Genomic DNA, 25,748 nt, shown 5'->3' on the forward strand with positions numbered 1-25,748 from the left:
GGGGACGGTGACGTGGAGAACCTCATCGGATTGCTCGTCGCCGCACCGCTGCTCGGCGCCGCCGTGCTGCTGTGCGGCGGGCGGCGGCTGGACCGCTCCGGGCCGTGGGTGGGCACGCTGCTCGCCGCCGTGTCCTTCGGGCTCGGCGTCGTGCTCTTCGCGGACATGCTCGGCCGGAGCGGCGAGGACCGGACGCTCACGACCACGGTCTTCAGCTGGGTGCCGGTCGGCGGTTTCCGCGCCGACGTGGGCTTCCAGCTCGACCAGCTGTCCATGACCTTCGTCCTGCTGATCACGGGCGTGGGCACGCTGATCCACCTTTACTCCGTCGGCTATATGGAGCACGACGAGCGGCGCCGCCGCTTCTTCGGCTATCTCAATCTGTTCCTCGCCGCGATGCTGCTGCTCGTCGTCGCCGACAACTACCTCCTGCTGTACGTGGGCTGGGAGGGCGTCGGCCTCGCCTCGTATCTGCTGATCGGCTTCTGGCAGCACAAGCCGAGCGCGGCGACGGCGGCGAAGAAGGCGTTCCTCGTCAACCGCGTCGGCGACATGGGCCTGTCCGTCGCGATCATGCTGATGTTCACCACCTTCGGCACCTTCGCCTTCGGGCCGGTCCTGGACGGCGCGGAGGCGGCGGGCGAGGGCAAGCTGACGGCCATCGGGCTGATGCTGCTGCTCGCGGCCTGCGGCAAGTCGGCCCAGGTGCCGCTGCAGAGCTGGCTCGGTGACGCGATGGAGGGCCCGACCCCGGTCTCGGCCCTCATCCACGCGGCGACGATGGTGACCGCCGGCGTCTATCTGATCACCCGCTCCGGGGCCGTCTTCGACGCGGCGCCCACGGCGCAGGCCGCGGTCGTCACGGTCGGCGCGGTCACGCTCCTGTTCGGTGCGATCGTCGGTTGTGCCAAGGACGACATCAAGAAGGCCCTCGCGGGCTCCACGATGTCCCAGATCGGGTACATGATCCTGGCCGCCGGGCTGGGCCCGGTCGGCTATGTCTTCGCGATCATGCACCTGGTCACCCACGGCTTCTTCAAGGCCGGGCTGTTCCTGGGCGCGGGCTCCGTGATGCACGGTATGAACGACGAGGTCGACATGCGGCGTTACGGCGGCCTGCGGAAGTACATGCCGGTCACCTTCGTCACCTTCGGCCTCGGCTATCTCGCCATCATCGGCTTCCCCGGCCTCTCCGGCTTCTTCTCCAAGGACAAGATCATCGAGGCGGCCTTCGCCAAGGGCGGCACGGAGGGCTGGATCCTCGGCGGCGCGGCCCTGCTGGGCGCGGGCATCACCGCGTTCTATATGACACGCGTGATGATCATGACCTTCTTCGGTGAGCCGCGCTGGCAGCCGACGGCATCCGACAGCGGCTCCGCCGCGGGGTCGGGCGCCCCGCACCCGCACGAGTCGCCGAAGACGATGACGGTCCCGATGGTGATCCTGGCCTTCGGATCGGTCTTCGCCGGCGGGCTGTTCAGCATCAACGACACCTTCCTGAAGTGGCTGGAGCCCGTCACCGGCCATGCCCACGGCAATCCGCCGGTCAGCGCGCTCACCGTCACCGCCGCCACCATGGTGGTGCTGGTCCTCGGCGTCGCGCTCGCCTGGGCGCGGTACGGCAGGCGGCCCGTCCCGGTCACCGCCCCGCGCGGCAGCGGGCTCACCCGCGCCGCCCGCCGCGACCTGTTCCAGGACGACTTCAACCACGTCGTGCTGGTGCGCGGCGGCGAGCACCTCACCCGCAGCCTGGTCTATGTCGACCACACCCTGGTCGACGGCGTCGTCAACGGCACCGCGGCCTCCGTCGGCGGCCTGTCGGGCCGGATGCGCAGGCTGCAGAACGGCTACGCACGCTCGTACGCCGTCTCGATGTTCGGCGGTGCGGCGCTGCTCATCGCCGCGACCCTGCTGATGAGGGCGGTCTGATATGTCTTTTCCCCTGCTGACGGCCACGGCCGTGGTGCCCGCCGTCGGCGCGGTCGCCACCGCCGCGGTCCCGGCCGCGCGGCGGGCCGCGGCGAAGTGGCTCGCGCTGGGCTTCTCGCTCGCCACGCTCGTCCTCGCGGCGGTCCAGCTGGTGCGCTTCGACCCGGACGCGGCCGGGCCCTTCCAGCTCACCGAGTCGCACGCCTGGATCAAGGACTTCGGCGTCCGCTACGAACTGGGCGTGGACGGCATCGCGGTCGTCCTCATCGCCCTGACCGCGCTGCTGATCCCCTTTGTGATGCTGGCGGGCTGGCATGACGCCGACCCCCTCGAAGGGTCCTCGCCCAACCGGCGCTGGCGGCCCACCCAGGGCTTCTTCGCGCTGATCCTGATGGTCGAGGCGATGGTGGTGATCTCCTTCGAGGCCACCGACGTCTTCCTCTTCTACCTCTTCTTCGAAGCCATGCTGATCCCGATGTACTTCCTCATCGGGGGCTTCGGCGACCGGGCCGGGGAGCGGTCCGAGGAGGAGACCGCGGCCCAGCGCAGCTACGCCGCGGTGAAGTTCCTGCTCTACAACCTGGCCGGCGGGCTGATCATGATGGCCGCCGTCATCGGGCTCTACGCGGTCACCGCCGACCAGCTGGGCACGGGCACCTTCTCGCTCCAGGAGATCGTCCAGGCCCGCGTCGACGGCCGGCTGGAGCTGCCCCCCGTGACCGAACGGGCCCTGTTCCTCGGCTTCTTCTTCGCCTTCGCGGTGAAGGCGCCGCTGTGGCCGCTGCACACCTGGCTGCCCAACGCCATGGGCGAGGCCACCGCGCCCGTGGCCGTCCTGATCACCGCGGTCGTCGACAAGGTCGGCACCTTCGCGATGCTCCGCTTCTGCCTCCAGCTCTTCCCCGGGGCCTCCAAATGGGCCACCCCGGTGATCGTCGCCCTGGCGCTCGTCAGCATCGTCTACGGCGCGCTGCTCGCGGTGGGCCAGCGGGACATCAAGCGCCTGGTCGCCTACGCCTCGATCTCGCACTTCGGCTTCATCGTGCTGGGCATCTTCGCGATGACCACCCAGGGCCAGGGCGGCGCGACGCTCTACATGGTCAACCACGGGATCTCCACGGCCGCGCTGATGCTGGTCGCGGGCTTCCTGATCTCGCGCCGCGGCTCCCGGCTCATCGCGGACTACGGCGGCGTCCAGAAGGTCGCGCCGGTCCTCGCCGGCACCTTCCTCGTAGGCGGTCTGGCCACCCTGTCGCTGCCGGGGCTCGCGCCCTTCGTCTCCGAATTCCTCGTCCTGGTCGGCACGTTCAGCCGCTATCCGGCGGCCGGGATCATCGCCACGGTGGGCATCGTGCTCGCCGCGCTCTACGTCCTGGTGCTCTACCAGCGCACCATGACCGGGCCGGTGACGGAGGGCGTGCGCGGGATGCCCGACCTCCGGGTGCGCGAGCTGGTCGTCGTCGCCCCGCTGATCGCGCTGCTGCTCTTCCTCGGCGTCTACCCCAAGCCGCTGACCGAGATCATCGACCCCGCGGTGGGCCACACGATGTCCCAGGTCGAGAAGTCCGACCCCAAGCCCGATGTTCCTGTGAACGAAGCGGAGGCCGCGAAGTGAGTTCCGCAGCATCCGTCCACAGCCTGTGGACGGCCGCGGCCGACGCGCCGCAGAAGATCCCGGCCCCGCACATCGAGTACGCCCAGCTGTCCCCGACGCTGATCGTGCTCGGCGCCGCCGTCCTGGGCATTCTCGTCGAAGCGTTCCTTCCCCGGCGAACCCGCTACCCCGCGCAGCTGCTGCTGGCCACCGTCGGGCTGGTCGCCGCCTTCGCCGCCGTCATCGCCCTGGCCGCCGGGGGATACGGCACGGACAAGGCGCACATCGCCGCGATGGGCGCCGTCGCCGTCGACGGCCCGGCGCTCTTCCTCCAGGGCACCCTCCTGCTGGCCTCCCTGATCGCCGTGTTCACCTTCGCCGAGCGGCGGCTGGACCCGGCGGCGCACGGCCGGCGCGTCGACTCCTTCGCCGCGCAGGGCGCCGCCGTCCCGGGCGGCGAGGCCGAACAGGAGGCGGTCAAGGCGGGCTTCACCACCACCGAGGTGTTCCCGCTGGTGCTCTTCGCGGTCGGCGGCATGCTCGTCTTCCCCGCGGCGAACGACCTGCTGACCCTGTTCGTCGCCCTGGAGGTCTTCTCCCTCCCGCTGTACGTGCTGTGCGCGCTGGCCCGCAGGCAGCGGCTGATGTCGCAGGAGTCGGCGGTCAAGTACTTCCTGCTCGGCGCGTTCTCCTCGGCGTTCCTGCTCTTCGGCGTCGCGCTGCTGTACGGCTACGCCGGCACGGTCTCCTACGCGGGCATCGCCGACGTGGTGAGCGGCACCACCCGGTCCGTCGATCCGGCGCTCGCCTCGACATCGGGCAACGACGCCCTGCTGCTCATCGGCGGCGCGCTGGTGCTGATGGGCCTGCTCTTCAAGGTCGGCGCGGTCCCGTTCCACATGTGGACGCCCGACGTCTATCAGGGGGCGCCCACGCCCGTCACGGGCTTCATGGCCGCCGCCACCAAGGTCGCCGCCTTCGGCGCCCTGCTGCGGCTGCTCTATGTGGTCCTGCCCGGTCTGCGCTGGGACTGGCGGCCGGTGATGTGGGGCGTCGCGATCGTCACCATGGTGGTGGGCGCGATCGTGGCCGTCACCCAGACCGATGTGAAGCGGCTCCTGGCCTACTCCTCCATCGCCCACGCAGGGTTCCTCCTCGCCGGTGTCACGGCCGCGAGCCCGGACGGGATCTCCTCCGTCCTCTTCTATCTGGTCACCTACGCCTTTGTGACGCTGGGCGCGTTCGCCGTGGTGACGCTCGTCCGCGACGCGGGCGGCGAGGCGACACACCTGTCGAAGTGGGCCGGGCTCGGCCGCCGTTCGCCGCTCGTGGCAGCCGTCTTCGCGGTGTTCCTGCTGGCCTTCGCGGGCATCCCGCTGACCAGCGGCTTCGCCGGGAAGTTCGCCGTCTTCAAGGCCGCGGCCGAGAGCGGGGCGACACCGCTGGTCATCGTCGGTGTGCTGTCCTCGGCGGTCGCCGCGTTCTTCTATGTCCGGGTGATCGTGCTGATGTTCTTCAGCGAGCCCAGGCCCGACGGCCCGACCGTGGCCGTGCCGAGCGCGCTGACCTCCACGGCCATCGCCGTCGGCGTCGCGCTGACGGTGGTGCTCGGCGTCGCGCCGCAGTACTTCCTGGAACTCGCGGGCCAGGCGGGCACGTTCGTCCGCTGACCGGCGCCCCCGTACGAGACCGCCGCCCGGCGCCCCCCGAGGAGGGGCGCCGGGCGGCGGTGTTCGTTCCCGCGGGTGGCTCAGCCGAGCTTGCCGGGGAGGCCGGCCGCCGGCTTGCCGTCCACGCCCACGGCCTTCTTGAAGGTGTCCTCCGTGCCGGAGGCCCAGGCCACCGTCAGGGAGGCGGCGTCGGCGCGCTTGACGGTGCCGGAGGCGTACTGGGCGCCTTCCTTGCACTTGAAGGCGAGGGTCACCGGCTTCGCGGAGTCGTTCACCATGCCGGTGCAGGACTGGCCCGCGCCGCTGAGCATCGCGGTCCTGCCCGCGAAGGACAGCACCAGGAAGCTGTTGTCCTCGAGCTTGCCCTTCTTCCAGCCGCCGGCGAGCTTGGCGGCCGTGACATCGCCGCCGGACGCGGCCGGGGCCTCGGCCGGTGCCTGGCTCGGCGCCTTCGGCGCGTCGGCCGGCGGGGTGGCCTGGGCGGGCTTGTCGCCGTCGCCCTTCTTGCTCTCGCTGCCGCAACCGGTCATCAGCACAGCGGCGATGATCGCCGCCCCCGTGATCTGTACTGCCTTGCGCACGTGCGCCCTTTCGTCCAAGCGGATCTGGGCATGACAAGTTAGCAGCCTTGGTCACGGGCTCCGGAACCTTGTGTTCAGCCCCGGCCCCCGGCCCCGGCCCCGGCCCCGGCCCCGGGTTCAGTCCCCGCCGCCCCCGCCGTCACCGCCACCGGAGTCGCCCCCGCCGCTGCCGCCGTCCGCCCGGTCCCGTTGCACATTGCGGTGCACCGCCTGGGCCGCCCAGTCGGCGCCCACGAGCCGCCGCATGGCCTTGCGCTCGGCCCGCATGTCCCAGCCCGGGTACAGCCGCCCGGCCGTGCCGGCCGCCGAGACCAGGGCGGCCAGCGAGCGCGAGCGGGTGTCGGGGAAGCCCGCGACCCGGGCCGCGTCGAAGCGCTGCCGCACCGACGTCGTCAGATCGACCGGTCCCACGGGGTAGCGGTTGTAGGGGAAGACGCCGAGGAACCGCCGGCGGTCCACCCGCAGCGCCCGCAGCTTCACCAGCCGCGTCAGCCAGGGCTCTTCCAGGTGCCGGGCCGCCTCGCGCACCCAGCGGTGCGTCTTCGGGCCCCGGGCGCCGGCCGCGGGCAGGCTCGCCGTGGCCATGGCCAGCAGCGGGTCCCGCGGACCGGCCGGGGAGAGCACGACCGGTCGCCCGTACTGCTCGTTCACATGCCCGAGCAGCCGGAGTTCGGCGAGCACGGCGCCGGCCACGCCGTACTCCAGGGCCCCCGGCGTGCACAGCCGCCGGCCGTCCTCCGGATGGAAGCAGAGCAGCAGCAGTTCCTCGGGCAGCGTGAGGCCGGGGGTGTCCGGGGTCATGACGCGGCGGTCTCCCGCGCGGGCACGACACGGCCGGTGACCTCGCCGAGGCCGATCCGGGCGCCGCCGGGGCCGGGCGCCCAGGCGGTGAGGGTGACCTCGTCGCCGTCCGCCAGGTAGGGGCCCTTGCCCTCGGTGAGCTCCAGCAGGCAGCCCCGCTGGTCCGGCTCGGGGCCGCTGACCGTGCCGGAGGCGTAGAAGTCGCCGGTGCGCAGGGAGGCGCCGTTGACCGTCATATGGGCGAGCTGCTGGGCGGCCGTCCAGTACATGGAGGCGAACGGCGGCCGGGAGACGGTCTCGCCGTTGATCGTGACCTCGATGCGCAGGTCGATGCCGCCCGGCTCGGCGGCGGAGTCGTCGAGGTAGGGCAGCAGCGGGTACGTGCGCTCCGGCGGCGCGGTGCGGGCCTCGTCGAAGGCGTCGAGCGGGGTGATCCACGCGGATACGGAGGTGGCGAAGGACTTGCCGAGGAACGGGCCGAGCGGGACGTACTCCCACGCCTGGACGTCGCGCGCCGACCAGTCGTTGACCAGGCAGACGCCGAAGACGTGCGCCCGGAAGTCGTCGAGCGCGACGGGGGTGTTCGCGGGCGCGGGGGTGCCGACGACGAAGCCCACCTCGGCCTCGATGTCCAGGCGCAGCGAGGGGCCGAAGGACGGGACGGCGTCGCCCGGGGCCTTGCGCTGGCCCCTGGGGCGGACCACCTCGGTGCCGGAGACCACGACCGTACCGGCGCGGCCGTGGTAACCGATGGGCAGGTGCTTCCAGTTGGGCGTGAGGGGCTCGCTGTCCGGGCGGAAGATGCGGCCGACGTTGGTGGCGTGGTGCTCGCTGGCGTAGAAGTCGACGTAGTCGGCGACCTCGAACGGCAGGTGCAGCGTCACGTCCGCCAGCGGGACCAGGGGGCCGTCGGCCAGCCAGTCGCGGACCTCGGCGCGGACCGCCTGCCAGACGGGCCGGCCCGCGGCCAGCAGCGGGTTGAGCGTCGGCCGGTCCAGCAGCGCGGCGTGCGCGGAGCCGTGGGCGGCGGCCGCGGCGGCGGCGTCGAGCACCCGGTCGCCGTAACGGACGCCGATCCGGCGGCGGTCCGGTGCGTCGGGGGTGCTGAACACGCCGTACGGGAGGGTGGCCGCGCCGAAGGGGTCGCCTTCGGCAAGCTCGCGGGGGCTCTGCTGGGACATGGGACGCAGCCTCGCTCTCTCCTGGACGCTCCTGGGAGCCTGGTGGCCCCGGTGCCGGGCCCGTGCCCACATTACGTGCTGGTGGCCGCCAGACAAGGGGTGGCCGGACGCCTCTTCGACCGGGCGCCGCCGGGTGCGCCCGGCGTGCCCGGAGTGCGACGCGCCGGTTGCGCGACCCCGTTCCGGGGAGTCCCCGGACGAATGCGCCCCGCCCGCCCGAACCGCTGTCCGACCGCTCACTAAAGAGCTAGCAATGTCCGGTAACTCCTTGCTGGAGGCGGCGATTCCGAAGTAGCGTCCTAAGTCGGGTCACGCACAGTGGGGGGGCCGCTGCGGCTGGTGGCCGAGGGGGATGCTGGTGGCGAGCAGGAGCACGCCCATCGCGGCGGACCGGACCGTTCCAGGGCTGATAGTCAAGATCGGCAACTACCCCCTGCACCACGGTGGTGTCGGTGCGATCCGCAGCCTCGGCAGACTCGGCGTCCCGGTCTACGCCGTCACCGAGGACCGCTGGACGCCCGCCGCCGCCTCGCGCTATCTGCGCGAGGGGTTCGTCTGGCCCACCACGGGCGTCGAGCGGCCCGAGGTGCTCGTCGAGGGGCTGCTGAGGATAGGGCGCAGGATCGGCCGCCCGAGCGTCCTGCTGCCCACCGACGACGAGGCCGCCGTGCTGATCGCCGAGCACGCGGAGCAGCTGTCCGGGACCTTCCTCTTTCCGACCGTGGAGCGCGAACTGCCCCGCAGGCTGGCGAGCAAGAAGGGGCTGCACGAGCTCTGTGTGGAGCACGGGGTGCCCTCCCCGGAGGCCCTCTTCCCCACGTCGTTCGAGGAGATCGAGGAGTACGCGACCCGCGCCCGCTTCCCCCTCGTCGCCAAGAACCGGGAGGCGTTCGAGCGGCGCCGCAAGCCCGCCGTGCACGGCACCACCCGGATCGGCGGCCCCCGGGAGCTGCTGGCCCTCGCGCGCGGCTGGGGCCCGGCGCCCGGCGTGATCCTCCAGGAGTACCTGCCCCGCGAGCAGGCCGAGGACTGGATCGTGCACGCCTACTTCGACGGCCGGAGCACCCCGCTGGCGATGTTCACCGGGGTGAAGGTCCGCTCCTGGCCGCCGCACGCGGGCATGACGGCCCACGCCTATGTGGTGGAGAACCCCGAACTGGCCGACATGGCCGCCCAGTTCATCAAGCAGATCGGCTTCTGCGGCATCATCGACCTCGACTGGCGGTTCGACCGCCGGGACGGCCGGTACAAACTCCTGGACTTCAACCCCCGGATGGGCGCGCAGTTCCGCCTCTTCGAGAGCACCGCCGGCGTCGACGTCGTCCGGGCCCAGCACCTGGACCTGACCGGCCGCGCGGTCCCGGAGGGTGAGCAGCTCGACGGCCGGCGGTTCGTCGTGGAGAACATCGACCTGCCCGCCCTGCTCGCCTACCGCCGCAGCGGCTACACCACCCCACACGCTCCCGCGCGCGCCACCGGCACGGAGCTGGCCTGGGCCGCGCGGGACGACATCAAGCCCTTCTTCACCATGCTCGCCCGGTTCGTGCGGCCGGGCGTGCGGCACCTGTGGCAGCTGTGGCGCTCCCGCCGTGCCGCTGCCGTCGTCGAGTAACACCCTGGGAGGGGAATCCGTGGCACTTCCGGTAGCAGTCATCGGAGCCGGACCGTACGGTCTGTCGACAGCCGCCCATCTGAGGGCGCACGGCATGAGCACACGCGTCTTCGGCTCGCCGATGGTGAGCTGGCGCGAGCACATGCCCGTCGGCATGCTCCTGAAATCCACCCCCGTCGCCTCCAGCATCGACGCCCCGCAGCCCGGCCACACCCTCCTCGACTTCTGCCGGAGCACCGGCGAGCGGCGGTACGAGTCGGACTGGGACGCCATCCCGGTGGACACCTTCGCCCGTTACGGGCTGTGGTTCCAGGAGCGGCTGGTGCCCGATCTGGAGCAGGTGCGGGTGGTCTCCGTGGACCGCCGGGCCCAGGGCTTCGAGCTGAAGCTGGACTCCGGGGAGCAGTTCGCGGCCCGTGCGGTGGTCGTCGCGACGGGCCTGAGCGGGCTCGCGACGCTGCCGCCCGAGCTGGCCGCGGCGGTGCCCGAAGGCCCCTCGGCGAGCGGTCCGGTCTCGCACAGCTCGCACCACCGCGACCTGTCCCGGTTCGCCGGCAAGGACGTGGTCGTCGTGGGCGCCGGGCAGTCGGGCCTGGAGACCGCCGTGCTGCTGGCCGACGCGGGGGCCGCGTCCGTGCGGGTCGTCGCCCGCCGGAGGGGAGCGGTCCGGTTCGGTGCCGCGCCGGACGGCCAGTCCCCGCGCAAGCCCGACACCCCGTTCGGCCGGGCCTGGTCGCTCTACGCCTTCTCGTATTACGCGGACGGTTTCCGCCATCTTCCGGCGCCGACCCGGAAGTACCTCGTCCAGCGGGTGCTGGGCCCGCTGGGCGCCTGGTGGCTGCGCGACCGCTTTATCGGCCGGGTCCAGGTCTCCGAGGGGAAGCGGATCGTCCGGGCACGGGTGGACGAGGGCCGTCCGGTGCTCACCCTCGCCGGGGAGGGCGGTCTGACGGAGGGCGAGCTCGCCGCCGACCACGTCGTGGCCGCGACCGGCTACCGCATGGACCTCGGTGCCCTGGACTTCCTCGGCCACGGGCTGCGCACCCGCCTCGTGGCCGCCGCGGGCGGCCCCCGGCTGGGCCCCGGCTACCGCTCCTCGGTGCCGGGCCTGTTCTTCACGGGCCTGCCCGCCGCGGCGAGCTACGGCCCGGTCATGCGGTTCGTCTGCGGCACGGAGTACGCGTCGCCGCGCCTGGCCAGGGCGGTGGGCGCGCTGGCGTAGCGGACGTGTGGTGCGGGTGCCCGGCCGCCGGAGGGCACCCGCACCACACGCGTGCCCGGCCGCCGGAGGGCCGTGCCCGGGTCCGCCGCCGCAAGGGGCCATGACCGGCCGGGCGCCCCGGCCTTCACCCGGCGCGAGGGCCGCCCGGGCGGACCGGGCACATGGCCGAAGGGCCGCACCGAGGGGGTGACCGGCCCACCGGTACGGCGGGATACTCCTGCGACGGCGGCGCGTGACCGCCGTGGCGGCCGGCCGTCGGAACGCGACGGCGTGTGACGGGGTGTGACGGGAGACGGCGGCGGAGAGCGATCGAAGAGGCAGGCGCCCACGGTGATCGACAGCCGACCGGATACGCTGACTTTCGGTAGAGACAGCGACACATCGACAATCCCCGTGTTCGCAGGCAGACAGGAGTACCCCTCGTGACCGTCGTCGGGCCTTTCGGGCTGAGCGTGCGGGACCAGGCTCTTGAAGCCGATGTCCAGGCCGGTCTGGCCGCTGTCGAGGAGGGCCTCCTGGAGGCCACCAAGAGCGACGTGCCCTTCATCACCGAGGCCGCGCAGCATCTCGTACGGGCCGGTGGCAAGCGGTTCCGGCCGCTGCTGGTGATGCTCGCCGCCCAGTTCGGCGACCCCTACGCACCGGGCGTGGTGCCCTCGGCCGTCGTGGTCGAGCTCACCCACCTGGCCACGCTCTACCACGACGACGTCATGGACGAGGCCGAGGTGCGGCGCGGCGTGGACAGCGCCAACGCCCGCTGGGGCAACTCCGTGGCCGTCCTCACCGGGGACTTCCTCTTCTCCCGCGCCTCGCACATCCTGGCCGACCTCGGCCCGGAGGCCGTCCGCATCCAGGCCGAGGCGTTCGAGCGGCTGGTGACGGGCCAGATCCTGGAGACGGCCGGCCCGCGCGACGGCCGCGACCCCATCGAGCACTACCTCGACGTCATCGCCGGCAAGACCGGCTCGCTGATCGCCGTCGCCGGCCGCTACGGCGCGATGATGTCCGGCGCCGACGAGCGCACGATCGACATCCTCACCCACTACGGCGAGCGCCTCGGCACCGCCTTCCAGCTCGCCGACGACGTCCTCGACATCGCCAGCGACTCCCACGAGTCCGGCAAGACCCCCGGCACCGACCTGCGCGAGGGCATCCCCACCCTGCCCGTGCTGCACCTGCGCGCCCAGGCCGCCGCCACCGGCGAGCCCGGTGACCTCCAGCTGTGCGAGCTGCTCGACGGCGACCTCACCGACGACACCCTGCACGCCGAAGTGCTGCGCCGGCTGCGCGCCCACCCGGCCCTGGAGCAGGCCCGCCGCGACACCATCCGCTACGCCCAGGAGGCGCGGGCCATCCTGGCCCCGCTGCCCGACTGCTTCGCCAAGGCCGCGCTGGAGAACCTCTGCGACGCGGTCGTGCACCGCGCGGGCTGACCCGCCCGCGCCGGCCCGCCCGTCCGGGCCCGGCAGCCTTGTGGCACCTGTGCACGCTGTCGCCTCCAGGCGCCTCCCGGTGCCCCCGGGAGCGCCGGGTCCCCCGTCCGGGTGGCGCCCCCTTAGGGGGAGTCATACCCGAGAGGTACGCGGACTTGATCCCGTCGGCTGATGACCCGGCGGGGTGGGGTTTGGTGGAATCGAGAGCGTCATGAGCCGGGGAAAAACCTCCGGTTCCCCGTTCCACCGCCGAGCGGCCGGGCCACAATGAGCCTGGGGGGTGGGCGAGTGCAGGACGCGTGAAGGCCGCCGCCGACGACGGAGGTACAGCAGATGGCACGGAACGAAGCGCACCAGAGCAACGCGGGGTCCGAGGACTCCGCAGCGGGCATACCGGGCGCGCGGGGGCGTCGTAAGGCCGTCCGCTACGCCGTGCCCGTCGCGGTCGCCGGTGTCGCGGCGGCCTCGATCGGGATCGGCTCCGCGCTCGCCAGCAGCGGCGACCCCGACCTGCCGAAGATCAGCGCCGAGGAACTGATCGCCAAGGTGGCCGAGTCGGACGTACAGCGGATGTCCGGCTCGGTGAAGTTCAGCACCGACCTGGGCCTGCCGTCGCTGCCCTCGGGCATCTCGCTCGGCGGGGGCGCCAAGGGCGGCGAGGGGAAGGACGGGGATGTCTCCCCGCAGGCCAAGCTCACCGAACTCGCCTCCGGTACGCACACGCTGCGCGTCGCCGTCGACGGCCCCGACAAGCAGCGGCTGTCGATCGTCGAGCGCGCCGCCGAGTACAGCCTGATCCGCAACGGCGACCAGGTCTGGGCCTACGACAGCGGCAGCAACACCGTCCACCACTCGACCGCGCCCCACGACAAGGCCGGGAAGAGCGGGCGGGACGCCAAGGGCGAGGCGCTGCACGGCGCCTCCCCGCAGGAGCTCGCGAAGAAGGCCCTCGACGCCGTGGGCGACTCCACCTCCGTGGCCGTCGACGGCACGGCCAAGGTGGCCGGCCGGGACGCCTACCAGCTGACCGTGAAGCCCAAGGCGGCCGAGTCCACCGTCGGGGCCGTGCGGATCGCCGTGGACGCGAAGACGGGCACGCCGCTGAAGTTCACCCTGGCCGCGAAGAGCGGGGGCAAGCCGGTCGTCGACGCGGCCTTCACCAAGGTCGACTTCGGCAGGCCCTCCGCGAGCACCTTCGACTTCACCCCGCCGAAGGGCGCCAAGGTCACCGAGGACAAGGACTTCGAGGGCCGGGCCGGGCACAAGGGCGCGCGCCCCGGCGAGGCCGGGGGGATGCCCGGCCTCGCCGGTCTCACGGGCTCCTCCGGGGCGCCCGGTTTCGAGGTCCTCGGCAAGGACTGGGCCTCCATCGCCCACTTCACCGTCCCCAAGGACCTCGGCAAGGCCGCCGACAAGGCAGCTGACAAGGGCGCCGGCAAGGCGGGCGGCGCGGGCAAGAGCGCCCCGGACGGCGGCCTGTTCGAGAAGTTCGGCAGCAAGGTCTCGGGCCCCTTCGGCTCGGGCCAGATCTTCTCCACCCGCCTCGTCAACGCCCTGATCACGGACGACGGCGAGGTCTATGTGGGCGCGGTCACCAAGGACGCACTGGTCGCCGCGGCCAAGTAGGCGGGCTCTCGCCCACCCGCCCCCGCCGCCCGGTGGCCAGGTGCCGCCGGGCGGCGGAAGGCGTCGTACGGCCGGAAGACGGAAGGGGACCCCGGTGGAGGAGCTGCCCGCTCGGAGCGAGGGGCCGGTGAGCGCGCCGGGGGAGCCCGGCGCGGCCCCGGCCCCCGCCGCCGTCCCACCGCCGGGTGACGCCGCGCTGGAGGCCCGTGGGCTCACCAAGCGCTACCGGGGCGGACAGCTCGCCGTCGACCGCCTCGACCTCAGGGTGCCGCGCGGCAGCGTCTTCGGCTTCCTCGGGCCCAACGGCTCGGGGAAGACCACCACCATCCGGATGGCCATGGGCCTGATCGAGCCGACCTCGGGCACCGTCGAGGTGCTGGGCGAGCCCATGCCGCGCGGGGTCCGCCGGGTGCTGCCCAGGGTGGGCGCCCTCATCGAGGGGCCCGCGCTCTACGGCTTCCTCTCCGGCCGCGACAACCTCGTGCGCTTCGACGCCGCCGATCCCACCGCCGACCCCCGCACCCGCGCGGCCCGGGTCGGCGCGGCCCTGGACCGGGTGGGGCTCGTCGCCGCGGCGGGCAAGAAGGCCCGCGCGTACTCCCTCGGCATGAAGCAGCGGCTCGGCCTGGCCGCCGCCCTGCTCCGGCCGCGCGAGCTGCTCGTCCTGGACGAGCCGACCAACGGCCTCGACCCGCAGGGCATGCGCGAGATCCGCACCCTGGTGCGCGAGCTCGCGGCCGACGGCACCACCGTCTTCCTCTCCTCGCACCTCCTCGACGAGATCGAGCAGGTGTGCACCCACGCCGCCGTCATGGCCCAGGGGCGGCTCCTCGTCCAGGGCACGGTGGCCGAGCTCGCCGGACGGGCCGCCTCCGCCCGCGGCCGGCTGGCCGTCACCACCCCCGACCCCGCGGACGCCGTCCGGATCCTCAAGGAGCACGGAGTGACCGATCTCGTGGCCGCCGTCGACCGGGTCACCGGCGAACTGCCCGGCCGGGACGCCCCCGACCTCGCCGACCTCAACGCCGCGCTGGTCGGTGCCGGGGTCCGGGTCCGGGCCTTCGGGCGGGAGCGGGTCTCGCTGGAGGACGCGTTCGTGGCGCTGACCGGGGAGGGCTTCGATGTCGCGGGCTGAGCGGCAGGCGGCGCCCGCCCCGGCGGCCCGGGAGGCGTACCCGCTCCGGCGGCTGTCCCTGTTCCGCAGCGAGATCGGCACGGTCTTCCGGCGCTGGCGGACCCTCGCCCTGCTCGGCGTGCTCGCCGCCGTGCCCGTCCTCGTCGGCATCGCGGTCAAGGTCGAGACCGGTGACGGCGGCACGGTCGGCCACGGCGGGGAGGGCCCGGCCTTCCTCAGCCAGGTCACCAACAACGGCCTCTTCCTGGTCTTCACCTCGCTCGCCGCGACCCTGCCCTTCTTCCTGCCGATGGCCGTCGGGGTGGTCGCGGGCGACTCCCTCGCCGGGGAGGCGGCCTCCGGCACCCTGCGCTACCTCCTGGTCGCGCCGGTCGGCCGCACCCGGCTGCTGCTCGCCAAGCTCACCTCGACGCTGGTGTTCTGCCTCGCCGCCACCATGGTCGTCGCGGTCTCGGCGCTCGCGGTCGGGGCGCTGCTCTTCCCGCTCGGCGACATCACGCTGCTCAGCGGGACGACGGTGTCCTTCGGCGAGGGGCTGCTGCGGGCGCTGGCGGTCGCCGGGGCGGTGGCGCTGTCGCTGGCGGGCATCGCGGCCCTGGGGCTGTTCGTCTCCACGCTGACCAACAGCGGGATAGCGGCCATGGCGACCACCGTGGGCCTGCTGATCACGGCCCAGATCGTCGACCAGTTCCCGCAGCTGGAGGCGGTGCAGCCGTATCTCTTCCCGCACTACTGGCTGAGCTTCGCGGACGTACTGCGCCAGCCGGTCTACTGGGACCAGCTGCTCGACAACTTCCGCCTTCAGGCGCTTTACGCGGCCGTCTTCGGCTCGGCGGCGTGGGCACGCTTCACGACGAAGGACGTCACGGCTTAGGGGGTTGCCGCCGCACGGGGCCTGTTCCCCACCCCGCCCCTTCCCGAACCGGGGCTCCGCCCCGGGCCCCGGTCCTCAATCGCCGGACGGGCTGAAATTCAGCCTGTCCGGCGATTGAGGACACCGCGCGGCAGCGCGGAAAAGGGGCCCGGGGATCTCCCCGGTTTCGGGAAGGGGCGGGGCTGGGGAAAATCCCCGCCCCACCCACCTAGAACGTCAGCTTCCAGCTGTCGATGTACCCCGTGTCCTGCGCACCGATGTCCTGGACGCGAAGCTTCCACGTCCCGTTGGCCGTCTCCCCCGACGCGTCCACGGTGAACGTTTCGATGACGTTGTCCGCCGAGTCGCTGCCGTTGGAGGACTTCAGCCGGTACGCGCGCCCGCTCGGCCCGACGAGGTCGACGACCAGGTCACCGCGCCAGGTGTGCTTGATGTCGACCCCGACCTTGAGCGCCGAGGGCGCGTTGCCGGTGCGGCCGGTGACCGCGATCGAGGACTCGACGGGCGCGCCCGCGTCCGGGATCGCGACGTCCGTCGTGTTCTCGAAGGTGGTGCCGCCCGGCTCGGTGGTGCCGCCGCTCAGCGTCCACACGGCGTACGCGATGGCGTCGCTGTTGAGGTCGAGCGCGGTGTCGTTGATGTTCGACGTGGTGTCGCAGGAGGAGTGGTAGCAGCGGTCGAACGCCTGGCCGGCGGTGCCGCCCCACTTCTGGGCCTGCGCGCTGGACTTACGGGTCTCGGCGCCGCTGAACAGCCCGCCGACGCGGATGCCCGCGCTCTTGAACGGGGCGTGGTCGGAACGGCCGTCGCCCTCGGTCTCGATCTCGGTGGAGATGTTCTTGGCGGCGAACCAGTTCTTGAAGACGCCCTCGAGCGCCGGGTCGTCGTCGTAGACGAAGTAACCCGGGTTGGGCGAGGCGAGCATGTCGAAGTTCAGATACCCGTCGATCTTCGAGCGCTCGGCGGCGGGCAGGTTGTTGACGTAGTACCGCGAGCCGACCATGCCCAGTTCCTCGGCGCCCCACCAGGCGAAGCGCAGGTGCTTGGAGGGCTTGTAGCCCTCGCGGGCCACGGTGAGGGCGGTCTCCAGGATCGCGGCCGAGCCGGAGCCGTTGTCGTTGATGCCCGGCCCGGCGGAGACCGAGTCGAGGTGGGCGCCGGCGAAGAGCACATGGCCCGCGTCGCCGCCGGGCCAGTCGGCGACGAGGTTGTAGCCGGTGCTGCCGCCGGAGGTGAACTGCTGGACGGTGGTGGTGAACCCGGCGGCGTCCAGCTTGCCCTTCACATAGTCGATGGACGCCTTGTAACCGCTGCGGCCGTGCGCGCGGTTGCCGCCGTTGGCGGAGGCTATCGACTGCAGCTGGGACAGGTGCGCCTTGACGTTGGCGAGGGAGATGTCGGGCGCGGCGGCCTTGGCGGGGGCCTTGGCGGCGGTGGGGTCCGCCAGGGCCGTGCCGGAGGCCGCGCCGAGCAGGGTCGCGGTGAGAGCCGCGCTGGTGGCCAGGAGGGCCACGGCACGAGATCTTCGGGGCAGGGTTGGTCCGGTGAGCTCAAGCATGGGGGGCTCCCAACTCCATTTGACGTGGCCATGATGTTGGGGGTGCCCCGAAGGTGCGTCAAGGGCGGATTTCGGACACGGGACACCGCTTTCCGGATATCGGGCGGCCCCGTACCGGTGCTGAGCTGTGATTTCTGTGCGCCCTGTGGCAGTTGTGACTTCTGGGTTAAAAGTTGCGCCCGGGCCGACTTCTGGTGAACTCCCGGTCGGCTCCCGGCCGTGCCCGGGCGCCGCGAGGAGCGCCGCCGACGGGAGGTGCCGGGGGGCGCCGGGAGACGCCCGAGGTGCCGTGCCCTACTTCGCCACGGCGCCCGTTTCGGGTTCCGCGGCTCCGGGTGCCGCGGTGGCGTTCGCCGGAGCGTCCGTTCCGGCGGCCGACTCGCCGTCCCGTACGCCCTCCGCCCTGTCCCGCGCGTTCCGCAGCTCCGCCCGCGCGGCCCGGGCCGCCCGTGCCGCGTCCCAGGTGAGCAGCGCCAGCGCCAGCCAGACCAGCGCGAAGCCGGCCCACCGCTCGGCGGGCATCGCCTCGTGGAAGACCACGAGGCCCAGCACGAACTGGAAGACGGGGGTGAGGTACTGCACCATCCCGATCACCGACAGGGGCAGGCGCACCGCCGCCACGCCGAAGCAGATCAGCGGCAGCGCGGTGATCACGCCGGTGCCCATCAGGAGCAGGGCGTGCCCGGGGCCCGTGGCGGTGAAGGTGCTCTTCCCCTGTGCGCCGAGGAAGAGCAGGAAGCCCAGCGCGGGCAGGAACTGCACGGCCGTCTCGGCGGCCATCGACTCCAGCCCGCCCAGCGCGACCTTCTTCTTGACCAGGCTGTACGCGCTGAAGGTCAGCGCCAGCGTCAGCGCGACCCACGGCAGCTTGCCGTAGCCGATGGCCAGCACGACGACCGCGGCACCGCCGACGCCCACCGCGGCCCACTGCGTCGGGCGCAGCCGCTCGCGCAGCACGAGCACGCCGACGGCGATGCTGACGAGCGGGTTGAAGAAGTACCCCATCGACGCCTCGATGACGTGTCCGGAGTTCACCGCCCAGATGTAGGCGGCCCAGTTGGTGGAGATGAGCACCGCGCCGAGCGCCACCATCCCCAGTCGCCTCGGCTGCCGCAGCAGCCCGGGTATCCAGCTCCAGCGGCGTGTCACGGCCAGCACCACCAGGACGGCGGCGAGCGACCACACCATGCGGTGGGCCAGGATCTCGACCGCTCCGGTCGGCTCCAGCAGGGGCCAGTAGAGCGGGAAGAGGCCCCAGATCGTATAGGCGGCGACCGCGCAGAGCAGACCTGCGCGGGTCTCGTTGCGAGGGGTGGGCGGCGGCAGCACGGGTTCCTCCCGGAGGGCGGGGCGACGTCGACCTTGCGAAGGTAGCGCCGCTCACCGGGTGGTGTCATGTCCGTATCGAATGACGGTCATGACAGCGCCCGGCCCCGCGTAGGGGAGGGGTGCCGGGGGCGGGCGGGGCGGACGCATGCGAACGGCCGGGCCCCCGTTCGTTCGGGTCGCCCGGCCGTTCCGCGGTGCGTGCGTGCCGGCTAGCCGACGACCGTCCAGGTGTCGTTGCCGGTGAGGAGTGTGGTGAGGTCGCCCTTGCCTTTTTGTTCGACTGCTGTTTCGAGTTGGTCGGACATGAGGGTGTCGTAGACGGGGCGTTCGGTGCTGCGGAAGACGCCGATGGGGGTGTGGTGGAGGGTGTCGGGGTCGGCGAGGCGGGAGAGGGCGAAGGCGGTGGTGGGGGACGGGGTGTGGGCGTCGTGGACCAGGATGTCGGCTTCGTTCTCGGGGGTGACCTCGATGACGCGGAGGTCTCCGGTGGCCCGGTCGCGGATGACGCCCTTGGTGTTGTCCGTGCCGAAGCGGATGGGGTGTCCGTGTTCGAGGCGGATGACGGCTTCTTGTGCCTGGTCTTTGTCTTTGAGGGCTTCGAAGGCGCCGTCGTTGAAGATGTTGCAGTTCTGGTAGATCTCGACGAGGGCGGTGCCGGGGTGTTCGGCGGCCTGGCGCAGGACCTCGGTGAGGTGTTTGCGGTCGGAGTCCACGGTGCGTGCGACGAAGGAGGCTTCGGCGCCGATCGCCAGGGAGACGGGGTTGAAGGGCGCGTCGAGGGAGCCCATCGGCGTGGATTTGGTGATCTTGCCGACTTCGGAGGTGGGGGAGTACTGGCCTTTGGTGAGGCCGTAGATGCGGTTGTTGAAGAGGAGGATTTTGAGGTTGACGTTGCGGCGGAGGGCGTGGATGAGGTGGTTTCCGCCGATGGAGAGGGCGTCGCCGTCGCCGGTGACGACCCAGACGGAGAGGTCTTGGCGGGAGGAGGCGAGTCCGGTGGCGATGGCGGGTGCGCGTCCGTGGATGGAGTGCATCCCGTAGGTGTTCATGTAGTAGGGGAAGCGGGAGGAGCAGCCGATGCCGGAGATGAAGACGATGTTCTCTTTGGCGAGGCCGAGTTCGGGCATGAAGCCTTGGACGGCGGCGAGGATGGCGTAGTCACCGCAGCCGGGGCACCAGCGCACCTCCTGGTCCGACTTGAAGTCCTTCATGGACTGCTTGGCCTCGGCCTTGGGCACCAGCTTCAGCGCCTCAGTCATTGATGGCCTCCTTGAGAGCCGTGGCGAGCTGCTCGGCCTTGAACGGCATGCCGTTGACCTGGTTGTACGAGTGGGCGTCGACCAGGTACTTCGCGCGGATCAGCGTGGCGAGCTGGCCGAGGTTCATCTCCGGGACGATCACCTTGTCGTATCGCTTCAGCACCTCTCCCAGGTTCTTGGGGAAGGGGTTGAGGTGGCGCAGGTGGGCCTGGGCGATGGGGGCGCCTTCGGTGCGCAGGCGGCGGACGGCGGCGGTGATGGGGCCGTAGGTCGAGCCCCAGCCGAGGACCAGGGTCTTCGCGCCGTGGGGGTCGTCGACGTCCAGGTCGGGGACCTCGATGCCGTCGATCTTGGCCTGGCGGGTGCGGACCATGAAGTCGTGGTTGGCCGGGTCGTAGCTGATGTTGCCCGTGCCGTCCTGCTTCTCGATGCCGCCGATGCGGTGTTCGAGGCCGGGGGTGCCGGGGACGGCCCAGGGGCGGGCCAGGGTCTGCGGGTCGCGCTTGTACGGCCAGAAGACCTCGGTGCCGTCGGCGAGCTCGTGGTTGGGGCCGGTCGCGAACTGCACGCGCAGGTCGGGCAGCTCGTGGACCTCGGGGACCCGCCAGGGCTCGGAGCCGTTGGCGAGATAGCCGTCGGACAGCAGGAAGACCGGCGTCCGGTAGGTCAGGGCGATACGGGCCGCGTCCACGGCCGCGTCGAAGCAGTCGGCGGCCGTGCGCGGTGCGACGACGGGCACGGGGGCCTCGCCGTTGCGTCCGTACATGGCCTGGAGGAGGTCGGCCTGTTCGGTCTTGGTCGGCAGGCCGGTGGAGGGGCCGCCGCGCTGGATGTCGACGATCAGCAGCGGGAGCTCCAGCGATACCGCCAGACCGATCGTCTCGCTCTTGAGCGCCACCCCGGGACCCGACGTCGTGGTCACCGCCAGCGAGCCGCCGAAGGCCGCTCCGAGTGCCGCGCCGATGCCGGCGATCTCGTCCTCGGCCTGGAAGGTGCGCACGCCGAAGTTCTTGTGCTTCGAGAGCTCGTGCAGGATGTCCGAGGCCGGAGTGATCGGGTACGAGCCCAGATACAGCGGCAGGTCAGCCTGGCGGGCGGCGGCGATCAGGCCGTAGGACAGGGCCAGGTTCCCGGAGATGTTGCGGTACGTGCCGGACGGGAACGCCGAGGTCGCGGGCGCGACCTCGTAGGAGACGGCGAAGTCCTCGGTGGTCTCGCCGAAGTTCCAGCCGGCGCGGAAGGCCGCGACGTTCGCCTCGGCGATCTCGGGCTTCTTCGCGAACTTCTTCCGCAGGAAGGACTCGGTGTTCTGCGTGGGCCGGTGGTACATCCACGACAGCAGACCGAGGGCGAACATGTTCTTGCTGCGCTCGGCCTCCTTGCGGGACAGGCCGAAGTCCTTGAGCGCCTCGATGGTCAGCGTCGTCAGCGGGACCGGGTGGACGCGGTAGGCGTCCAGCGAGCCGTCCTCCAGCGGGGAGGTGGCGTAGCCGACCTTGGCCATGGGGCGCTTGGTGAATTCGTCGGTGTTGACGATGATCTCGGCGCCGCGGGGTACGTCGGCGATGTTGGCTTTGAGTGCGGCGGGGTTCATGGCGACGAGGACGTCGGGGGCGTCGCCGGGGGTGAGGATGTCGTGGTCGGCGAAGTGGAGCTGGAAGCTGGAGACGCCGGGGAGGGTGCCGGCGGGGGCGCGGATCTCGGCGGGGAAGTTCGGCAGGGTCGACAGGTCGTTGCCGAACGACGCGGTCTCCGAGGTGAAACGGTCACCCGTGAGCTGCATGCCGTCACCCGAGTCCCCCGCGAACCGGATGATCACCCGCTCGAGCTTCCGTACCTCCTTGGCGCCGGACCCCTCCGAGGGGTCGCGCCGGGGAGCGAGGAGCGACGGATCGCGCTCCGCCGCGGGCGGGGCGACCCCACCCGGCTGCTCGGCTGGTTCGGCCTGTTCGGCCGGGCTACTGACCTGGCTGGTCACTGCTTCGGACCTCCCTCATGGCGGCGGCGCGCACACGGTGGTGCCGACCGGCTTACCCATGGCCATCGTACGTGGGTAAGGGTCGCCTACCCGGGATGGATCGGAAGATCGAATCGACGATGCGGCAGCCTTATATCGGGATAATGTGGGTTTTTACGGTCGTTCGGTCCTTCGGTGGGAAGACGTCCCCCACTAGTCCTTTGGTTCTAGGCCCTTCCCGGCCCCCGCGCCCGGCGGACCCCTCCGACCTGGACACCTTCCATGGCCGCGCGATCCGGCCGACGATCATGACCGGAGGTGTGTCAGCACGGCCAGCACCCGGCGGTGATCCCCGTCACTAGGGGAAAGCCCAAGCTTCAGGAAGATGTTGCTGACGTGCTTCTCGACGGCGCCGTCGCTGACCACCAGCTGACGGGCAATTGCGGAATTGGTCCTTCCCTCGGCCATCAGACCCAGGACCTCGCGCTCCCGGGGCGTCAGCCCGGCCAGCACGTCCTGCTTGCGGCTGCGGCCCAGCAACTGCGCCACCACCTCGGGGTCCAGGGCAGTGCCGCCCCGCGCGACCCGCACCACGGCGTCCACGAACTCACGGACCTCGGCCACCCGGTCCTTCAGCAGATAGCCGACGCCCCGGCTGCTGCCGGCCAGCAGCTCGGTGGCGTACTGCTCCTCCACGTACTGCGAGAGCACCAGCACCCCCAGCTCGGGGTGGTCCCGGCGCAGCCGCACGGCGGCCCGTACGCCCTCGTCGGTGTGGGTCGGGGGCATCCGCACGTCCGCGACGACCACGTCCGGCAGGGCGTTCTCGGCGGCGAGCTCGGCGATGACCTTGAGCAGCGCCTGTGCGTCGCCGACGCCCGCCACGACGTCGTGCCCACGGTCCGTCAGGAGCCGGGTCAGGCCCTCCCGGAGAAGCACCGAGTCCTCGGCGATGACGACCCGCACCCTGTCTTCCACCACGATCACGACCTCCGGCCCCCTGTACCGGCGCCTGCCGCCGGTTCACGCTGCAACCTTCCCAGCATCGCAGCAAACGGGGCGGGGTGTGGGGAGCGGCAGGGGGCGCGGGGATCGTTCGGCGCGCCCCGCGCGGTGAGCCCGTCTGCGGGCGGCCGGAGGATCCGGCCGCCCGCAGGCGAGGAAAGGGGGGTCAGCCCCGCCAGGGCAGCTCCGCCGTGACCGTCGTCGGGCCGCCCACGGGGGAGGCCACCACCAGGAGGCCGTCGACCGAGTCCAGCCGCTCGGCGAGACCGGCCAGCCCGCTGCCCGCCTCGGTGGACGCGCCGCCCTGCCCGTCGTCCGACACCTGGAGCATCACGCGCTGCCCCGAGCACCACACGTCAACGCGCCCCGAGCGGGCCCGGCTGTGCTTGCTGATGTTCTGGAGGAGTTCCGAGACGGTGAAGTAGGCGATGCCCTCGATCGCCGCCGCCGGGCGGGTCGGCAGGTCCACCTCGACCGTCACCGGGACGGTGCAGCGCGCGGCCAGCGCGGAGAGGGCCGGGCCGAGGCCGCGGTCGGTGAGGATGGCGGGGTGGATGCCGCGGGCGAGGTCGCGGAGCTCCTGGAGGGCGAGCTTCACCTCGCCGTGTGCCTCGTCGACCATCCGGGCCGCCGCCTCCGGGTCCTCCTCCAGCTTCTCCTTGGCCAGCCCGAGGTCCATGGCGAGCGCGACGAGCCGGGCCTGGGCCCCGTCGTGCAGATCCCGCTCGATACGGCGCAGGTCCGCGGCGGCGGTGTCCACGACTACCCCGCGGTCCTCCTCCAGCTCCCACACCCGGGTCGCCAGCCGCGACGGCCCCAGCAGGCCCGTCACCAGCATCCGGTCCACGTACGCCATGCCGCGGACGACCCACGGGGTGGCCAGCACCACCACCAGGCCGACGGCGCTGGTGACCGCGATCTCGAAGGGGCTGTCGACGTAGAGGGCGAAACCGTCGGAGTCGCCGTACAGCTGCATGCCCGGCTGCCCCCAGTACGTCGGGTACAGCCACGCGTAGAGCGGGTAGAGGAACAGCAGCCAGCCCAGGGCCCACAGCGTCAGCGACACGCAGAACGCCGTGATGGCCCACGGCATGTGCACCAGCGCGTAGAGCAGGTGCCGCCAGGACGTGCCGCTCTTGAACAGCGCCGTCATCCAGGCCATCGGCCCGCTGCGGCCCTTGCCGGGGCGTACGGGCTCGGGCTCGGCCACCTCCAGGCGCAGCAGTCCGCGCGCCCGCGCCCGTTCCACCGCGCCCAGCGCCCGCGCCCCGGCGAGCGCCCCGGCCAGTACCGGTACGCCCAGGAAGGTGATGAGCAGTCCGACGCCCGCCGTCGTCATGGTGATCGCGAAGGCGAAGCCGATCACCGACAGCGGAAGGCTGAGCAGGAGATAGAGGAACTCCCGCCAGGTGCGGCCCTCCAGCGGTGCGCGCAGCACGGCGGGCACCCGGTGGGCCCGGGGTGCTGTCGCCGGTCGGTAATTCATGGCCATCTCCTCGTCCGATCTCCTCGATCGCGTCCGTCCGCGTCCGACGGCGTCTCTTCGCGTCATGCGCGCCGCTCCATGTCCCAAGGCTCGCGGACGGCCGTGCCGCGGACCATGGAGCGCGTCGGTGTCCCGGGGGTGGGGCTTTCCCCACCCCCGGCGGGGTGCGTACGGCCGGTCAGCCCGCCGCGCGGTCGCGCCACGGCAGCTCGGCCGTGATCACGGTGGGCCCGCCCGCCGGCGACTCCACGGTGAGCAGCCCGTCGACCGAGCCCAGCCGCTCGGCGAGACCGGCCAGCCCGCTGCCGCCCTCCGTGGACGCGCCGCCCTGCCCGTCGTCGCGCACCTGGATCAGCAGCCGCTTGCCGTTCCGCCACAGCTCGACCTCGGCCGAGCGGGCCCGGCTGTGCTTGCTGACGTTCTGGAGGAGCTCCGAGACGGTGAAGTAGGCGATGCCCTCGATCGCCGCCGCCGGCCGGGAGGCCAGCTCCGCCGAGACCGTCACCGGCACCGTGCAGCGCCCGGCCACCGACGACAGGGCCGGGCCGAGGCCACGGTCCGTGAGGATCGCCGGGTGGATGCCGCGGGCGAGGTCGCGGAGCTCCTGGAGGGCGAGCTTCACCTCGCCGTGCGCCTCGTCGACCATCCGGGCCGCCGCCTCCGGGTCCTCCAGCAGCTTCTCCTTGGCCAGCCCCAGCCCCATGGCGAGCGCGACGAGCCGGGCCTGGGCCCCGTCGTGCAGATCCCGCTCGATACGGCGCAGATCCGCGGCGGCCGTGTCCACGACCACCCCGCGGTCCTCCTCCAGCTCGGCGATCCGCCGCTCCAGCTCACTGGACGGGCTGAGCAGCCCGCGCACCATCGCCCGGTCCACGTTCGACATGGCCCGTGCCAGATGGCCCAGCACCGGCCAGGCGACGAAGAGCGACACCAGCGTGAGCGCGAAAGTGAGAACGCCCCATGGCAATCGGATGAACGCGTACAGCGTGCCGCGCCACGCCACCGGGTCCTTCAGGGCCGTCCACAGCCACGGGAAGAAACCGGAGTCGCGGCGCTGGCGCGACAGCGGGCTCGGCTCGTCGATCCGCACCCCCAGCAGCCGACGCGCGCGGGCGCGCTCCCACCGCCCCAGCGCCCGCATCCCGAGCAGGCCGGCCGCCAGCATCGGCAGACCGACGACCGTGACGGACAGCAGGGCGCCCGCGTAGAGCCAGACGGACACGTAGACGAAGCCGAGCAGCCCCACCGGGAGGTCGAGCAGCAGGTGTGCCACTTCCCGCCACGTCCGGGCGTCGAACGCGAAACGGGCGGGCGGCAGGCGGTCGCCGCCGTCCTGCGGGGAGGTGCCGTGCGGGCCCCGGGGAAGGCCACGGCCGGCCGCGCTTTTCACGGCTTTTCCGGTCATACTGCTGGCGGTCATGGTCCTAAGCCTGCATGGCCGGAGTGGGCCGCCGCCATGGGGGCCGTGGGTGGTGAGGGGTGGGGATAACCCCACC

19 protein-coding genes are annotated in these 25,748 nt (G+C 72.1%); 9 read left to right on the top strand and 10 right to left on the bottom strand.

All coding sequences use genetic code 11. The features are described 5' to 3' along the window. The first annotated feature begins 12 nt into the window (after nucleotides 1-12). From nuoL to nuoN, 3 genes are read left to right on the top strand one after another with little or no spacing between them, the layout of a single operon-like run. Entirely contained in the window at nucleotides 13-1,929 is a 1,917-nt protein-coding gene (nuoL, locus tag AF335_RS22440) for an NADH-quinone oxidoreductase subunit L (RefSeq protein WP_102920266.1), read from the top strand. A 1-nt stretch (nucleotide 1,930) separates the two neighbouring features. After that, entirely contained in the window at nucleotides 1,931-3,544 is a 1,614-nt protein-coding gene (locus AF335_RS22445; RefSeq protein WP_102920267.1) for an NADH-quinone oxidoreductase subunit M, read from the top strand. Then, nucleotides 3,541-5,193: an NADH-quinone oxidoreductase subunit NuoN gene (nuoN, locus tag AF335_RS22450; protein ID WP_102920268.1), complete on the top strand. Its 1,653-nt coding sequence runs from the start codon at nucleotides 3,541-3,543 to the stop codon at nucleotides 5,191-5,193. The genes AF335_RS22445 and nuoN overlap by 4 nt, the downstream gene beginning before the upstream one ends. Nucleotides 5,194-5,273: 80 nt before the next feature. Here nuoN and AF335_RS22455 read toward each other — a convergent pair whose 3' ends face one another. The 3 genes from AF335_RS22455 to fahA all read right to left on the bottom strand — a co-directional run bounded on the left by AF335_RS22455 (nucleotide 5,274) and on the right by fahA (nucleotide 7,756). Then, nucleotides 5,274-5,774, bottom strand: a complete 501-nt coding sequence (locus AF335_RS22455) for a hypothetical protein (protein ID WP_102920269.1) — start codon at nucleotides 5,772-5,774, stop codon at nucleotides 5,274-5,276. A 117-nt stretch (nucleotides 5,775-5,891) separates the two neighbouring features. Beyond that, nucleotides 5,892-6,575 carry a GOLPH3/VPS74 family protein gene (locus tag AF335_RS22460; RefSeq protein ID WP_102920270.1) on the bottom strand — a complete coding sequence of 228 codons (684 nt, stop codon included), beginning with the start codon at nucleotides 6,573-6,575 and terminating at the stop codon, nucleotides 5,892-5,894. Continuing rightward, entirely contained in the window at nucleotides 6,572-7,756 is a 1,185-nt protein-coding gene (fahA, locus tag AF335_RS22465) for a fumarylacetoacetase (protein ID WP_102920271.1), read from the bottom strand. The genes AF335_RS22460 and fahA overlap by 4 nt, the downstream gene beginning before the upstream one ends. 352 nt (nucleotides 7,757-8,108) lie before the next feature. Here fahA and AF335_RS22470 point away from each other — a divergent pair, with 352 nt between their 5' ends. The 6 genes from AF335_RS22470 (at nucleotide 8,109) to AF335_RS22495 (ending at nucleotide 15,658) form a co-directional block, all read left to right on the top strand. Next, the gene (locus tag AF335_RS22470; protein WP_102920272.1) at nucleotides 8,109-9,368 is read left to right on the top strand and encodes a carboxylate--amine ligase; all 1,260 of its coding nucleotides are present in this window, start codon (nucleotides 8,109-8,111) and stop codon (nucleotides 9,366-9,368) included. 19 nt (nucleotides 9,369-9,387) lie between these two features. Beyond that, complete coding sequence (locus AF335_RS22475; RefSeq protein WP_102920273.1) at nucleotides 9,388-10,590, top strand: FAD-dependent oxidoreductase; 1,203 nt, start codon at nucleotides 9,388-9,390, stop codon at nucleotides 10,588-10,590. A gap of 422 nt (nucleotides 10,591-11,012) precedes the next feature. Continuing rightward, complete coding sequence (locus AF335_RS22480; protein ID WP_102920274.1) at nucleotides 11,013-12,023, top strand: polyprenyl synthetase family protein; 1,011 nt, start codon at nucleotides 11,013-11,015, stop codon at nucleotides 12,021-12,023. A gap of 333 nt (nucleotides 12,024-12,356) precedes the next feature. Then, nucleotides 12,357-13,649: a LolA family protein gene (locus tag AF335_RS22485; RefSeq protein ID WP_102920275.1), complete on the top strand. Its 1,293-nt coding sequence runs from the start codon at nucleotides 12,357-12,359 to the stop codon at nucleotides 13,647-13,649. Between the two features lie 94 nt (nucleotides 13,650-13,743). After that, complete coding sequence (locus AF335_RS22490; protein ID WP_184743981.1) at nucleotides 13,744-14,784, top strand: ABC transporter ATP-binding protein; 1,041 nt, start codon at nucleotides 13,744-13,746, stop codon at nucleotides 14,782-14,784. After that, nucleotides 14,771-15,658 (top strand): ABC transporter permease, encoded by an 888-nt coding sequence (locus tag AF335_RS22495; RefSeq protein ID WP_102920276.1) that lies wholly within the window; start codon nucleotides 14,771-14,773, stop codon nucleotides 15,656-15,658. The genes AF335_RS22490 and AF335_RS22495 overlap by 14 nt, the downstream gene beginning before the upstream one ends. A gap of 208 nt (nucleotides 15,659-15,866) precedes the next feature. On the opposite strand, the gene AF335_RS22500 is transcribed toward AF335_RS22495, so the two are convergent. The 7 genes from AF335_RS22500 to AF335_RS22530 all read right to left on the bottom strand — a co-directional run bounded on the left by AF335_RS22500 (nucleotide 15,867) and on the right by AF335_RS22530 (nucleotide 25,672). Then, nucleotides 15,867-17,216 (bottom strand): M28 family metallopeptidase, encoded by a 1,350-nt coding sequence (locus AF335_RS22500; RefSeq protein ID WP_102920277.1) that lies wholly within the window; start codon nucleotides 17,214-17,216, stop codon nucleotides 15,867-15,869. A gap of 294 nt (nucleotides 17,217-17,510) precedes the next feature. Further along, the gene (gene rarD / locus AF335_RS22505) at nucleotides 17,511-18,545 is read right to left on the bottom strand and encodes an EamA family transporter RarD (RefSeq protein ID WP_376697887.1); all 1,035 of its coding nucleotides are present in this window, start codon (nucleotides 18,543-18,545) and stop codon (nucleotides 17,511-17,513) included. 209 nt (nucleotides 18,546-18,754) lie between these two features. After that, nucleotides 18,755-19,804 carry a 2-oxoacid:ferredoxin oxidoreductase subunit beta gene (locus AF335_RS22510; RefSeq protein WP_102920278.1) on the bottom strand — a complete coding sequence of 350 codons (1,050 nt, stop codon included), beginning with the start codon at nucleotides 19,802-19,804 and terminating at the stop codon, nucleotides 18,755-18,757. Continuing rightward, nucleotides 19,797-21,782 (bottom strand): 2-oxoacid:acceptor oxidoreductase subunit alpha, encoded by a 1,986-nt coding sequence (locus tag AF335_RS22515; RefSeq protein WP_102920279.1) that lies wholly within the window; start codon nucleotides 21,780-21,782, stop codon nucleotides 19,797-19,799. Before AF335_RS22515 ends, AF335_RS22510 begins: the two co-directional genes overlap by 8 nt. Before the next feature lie 285 nt (nucleotides 21,783-22,067). After that, the gene (locus tag AF335_RS22520) at nucleotides 22,068-22,727 is read right to left on the bottom strand and encodes a response regulator (RefSeq protein ID WP_280524643.1); all 660 of its coding nucleotides are present in this window, start codon (nucleotides 22,725-22,727) and stop codon (nucleotides 22,068-22,070) included. Nucleotides 22,728-22,932: 205 nt separating this feature from the next. Beyond that, a complete protein-coding gene (locus AF335_RS22525) occupies nucleotides 22,933-24,252 on the bottom strand; it encodes a sensor histidine kinase (protein WP_376697886.1) in 1,320 nt (439 codons plus the stop codon). Nucleotides 24,253-24,430: 178 nt separating this feature from the next. After that, the gene (locus AF335_RS22530) at nucleotides 24,431-25,672 is read right to left on the bottom strand and encodes a sensor histidine kinase (protein ID WP_102920281.1); all 1,242 of its coding nucleotides are present in this window, start codon (nucleotides 25,670-25,672) and stop codon (nucleotides 24,431-24,433) included. Between the last annotated feature and the right edge of the window lie 76 nt (nucleotides 25,673-25,748).

The sequence above is a fragment of the Streptomyces eurocidicus genome, from assembly GCF_002891295.1.
Classification (GTDB): Bacteria; Actinomycetota; Actinomycetes; order Streptomycetales; family Streptomycetaceae; genus Streptomyces; species Streptomyces eurocidicus.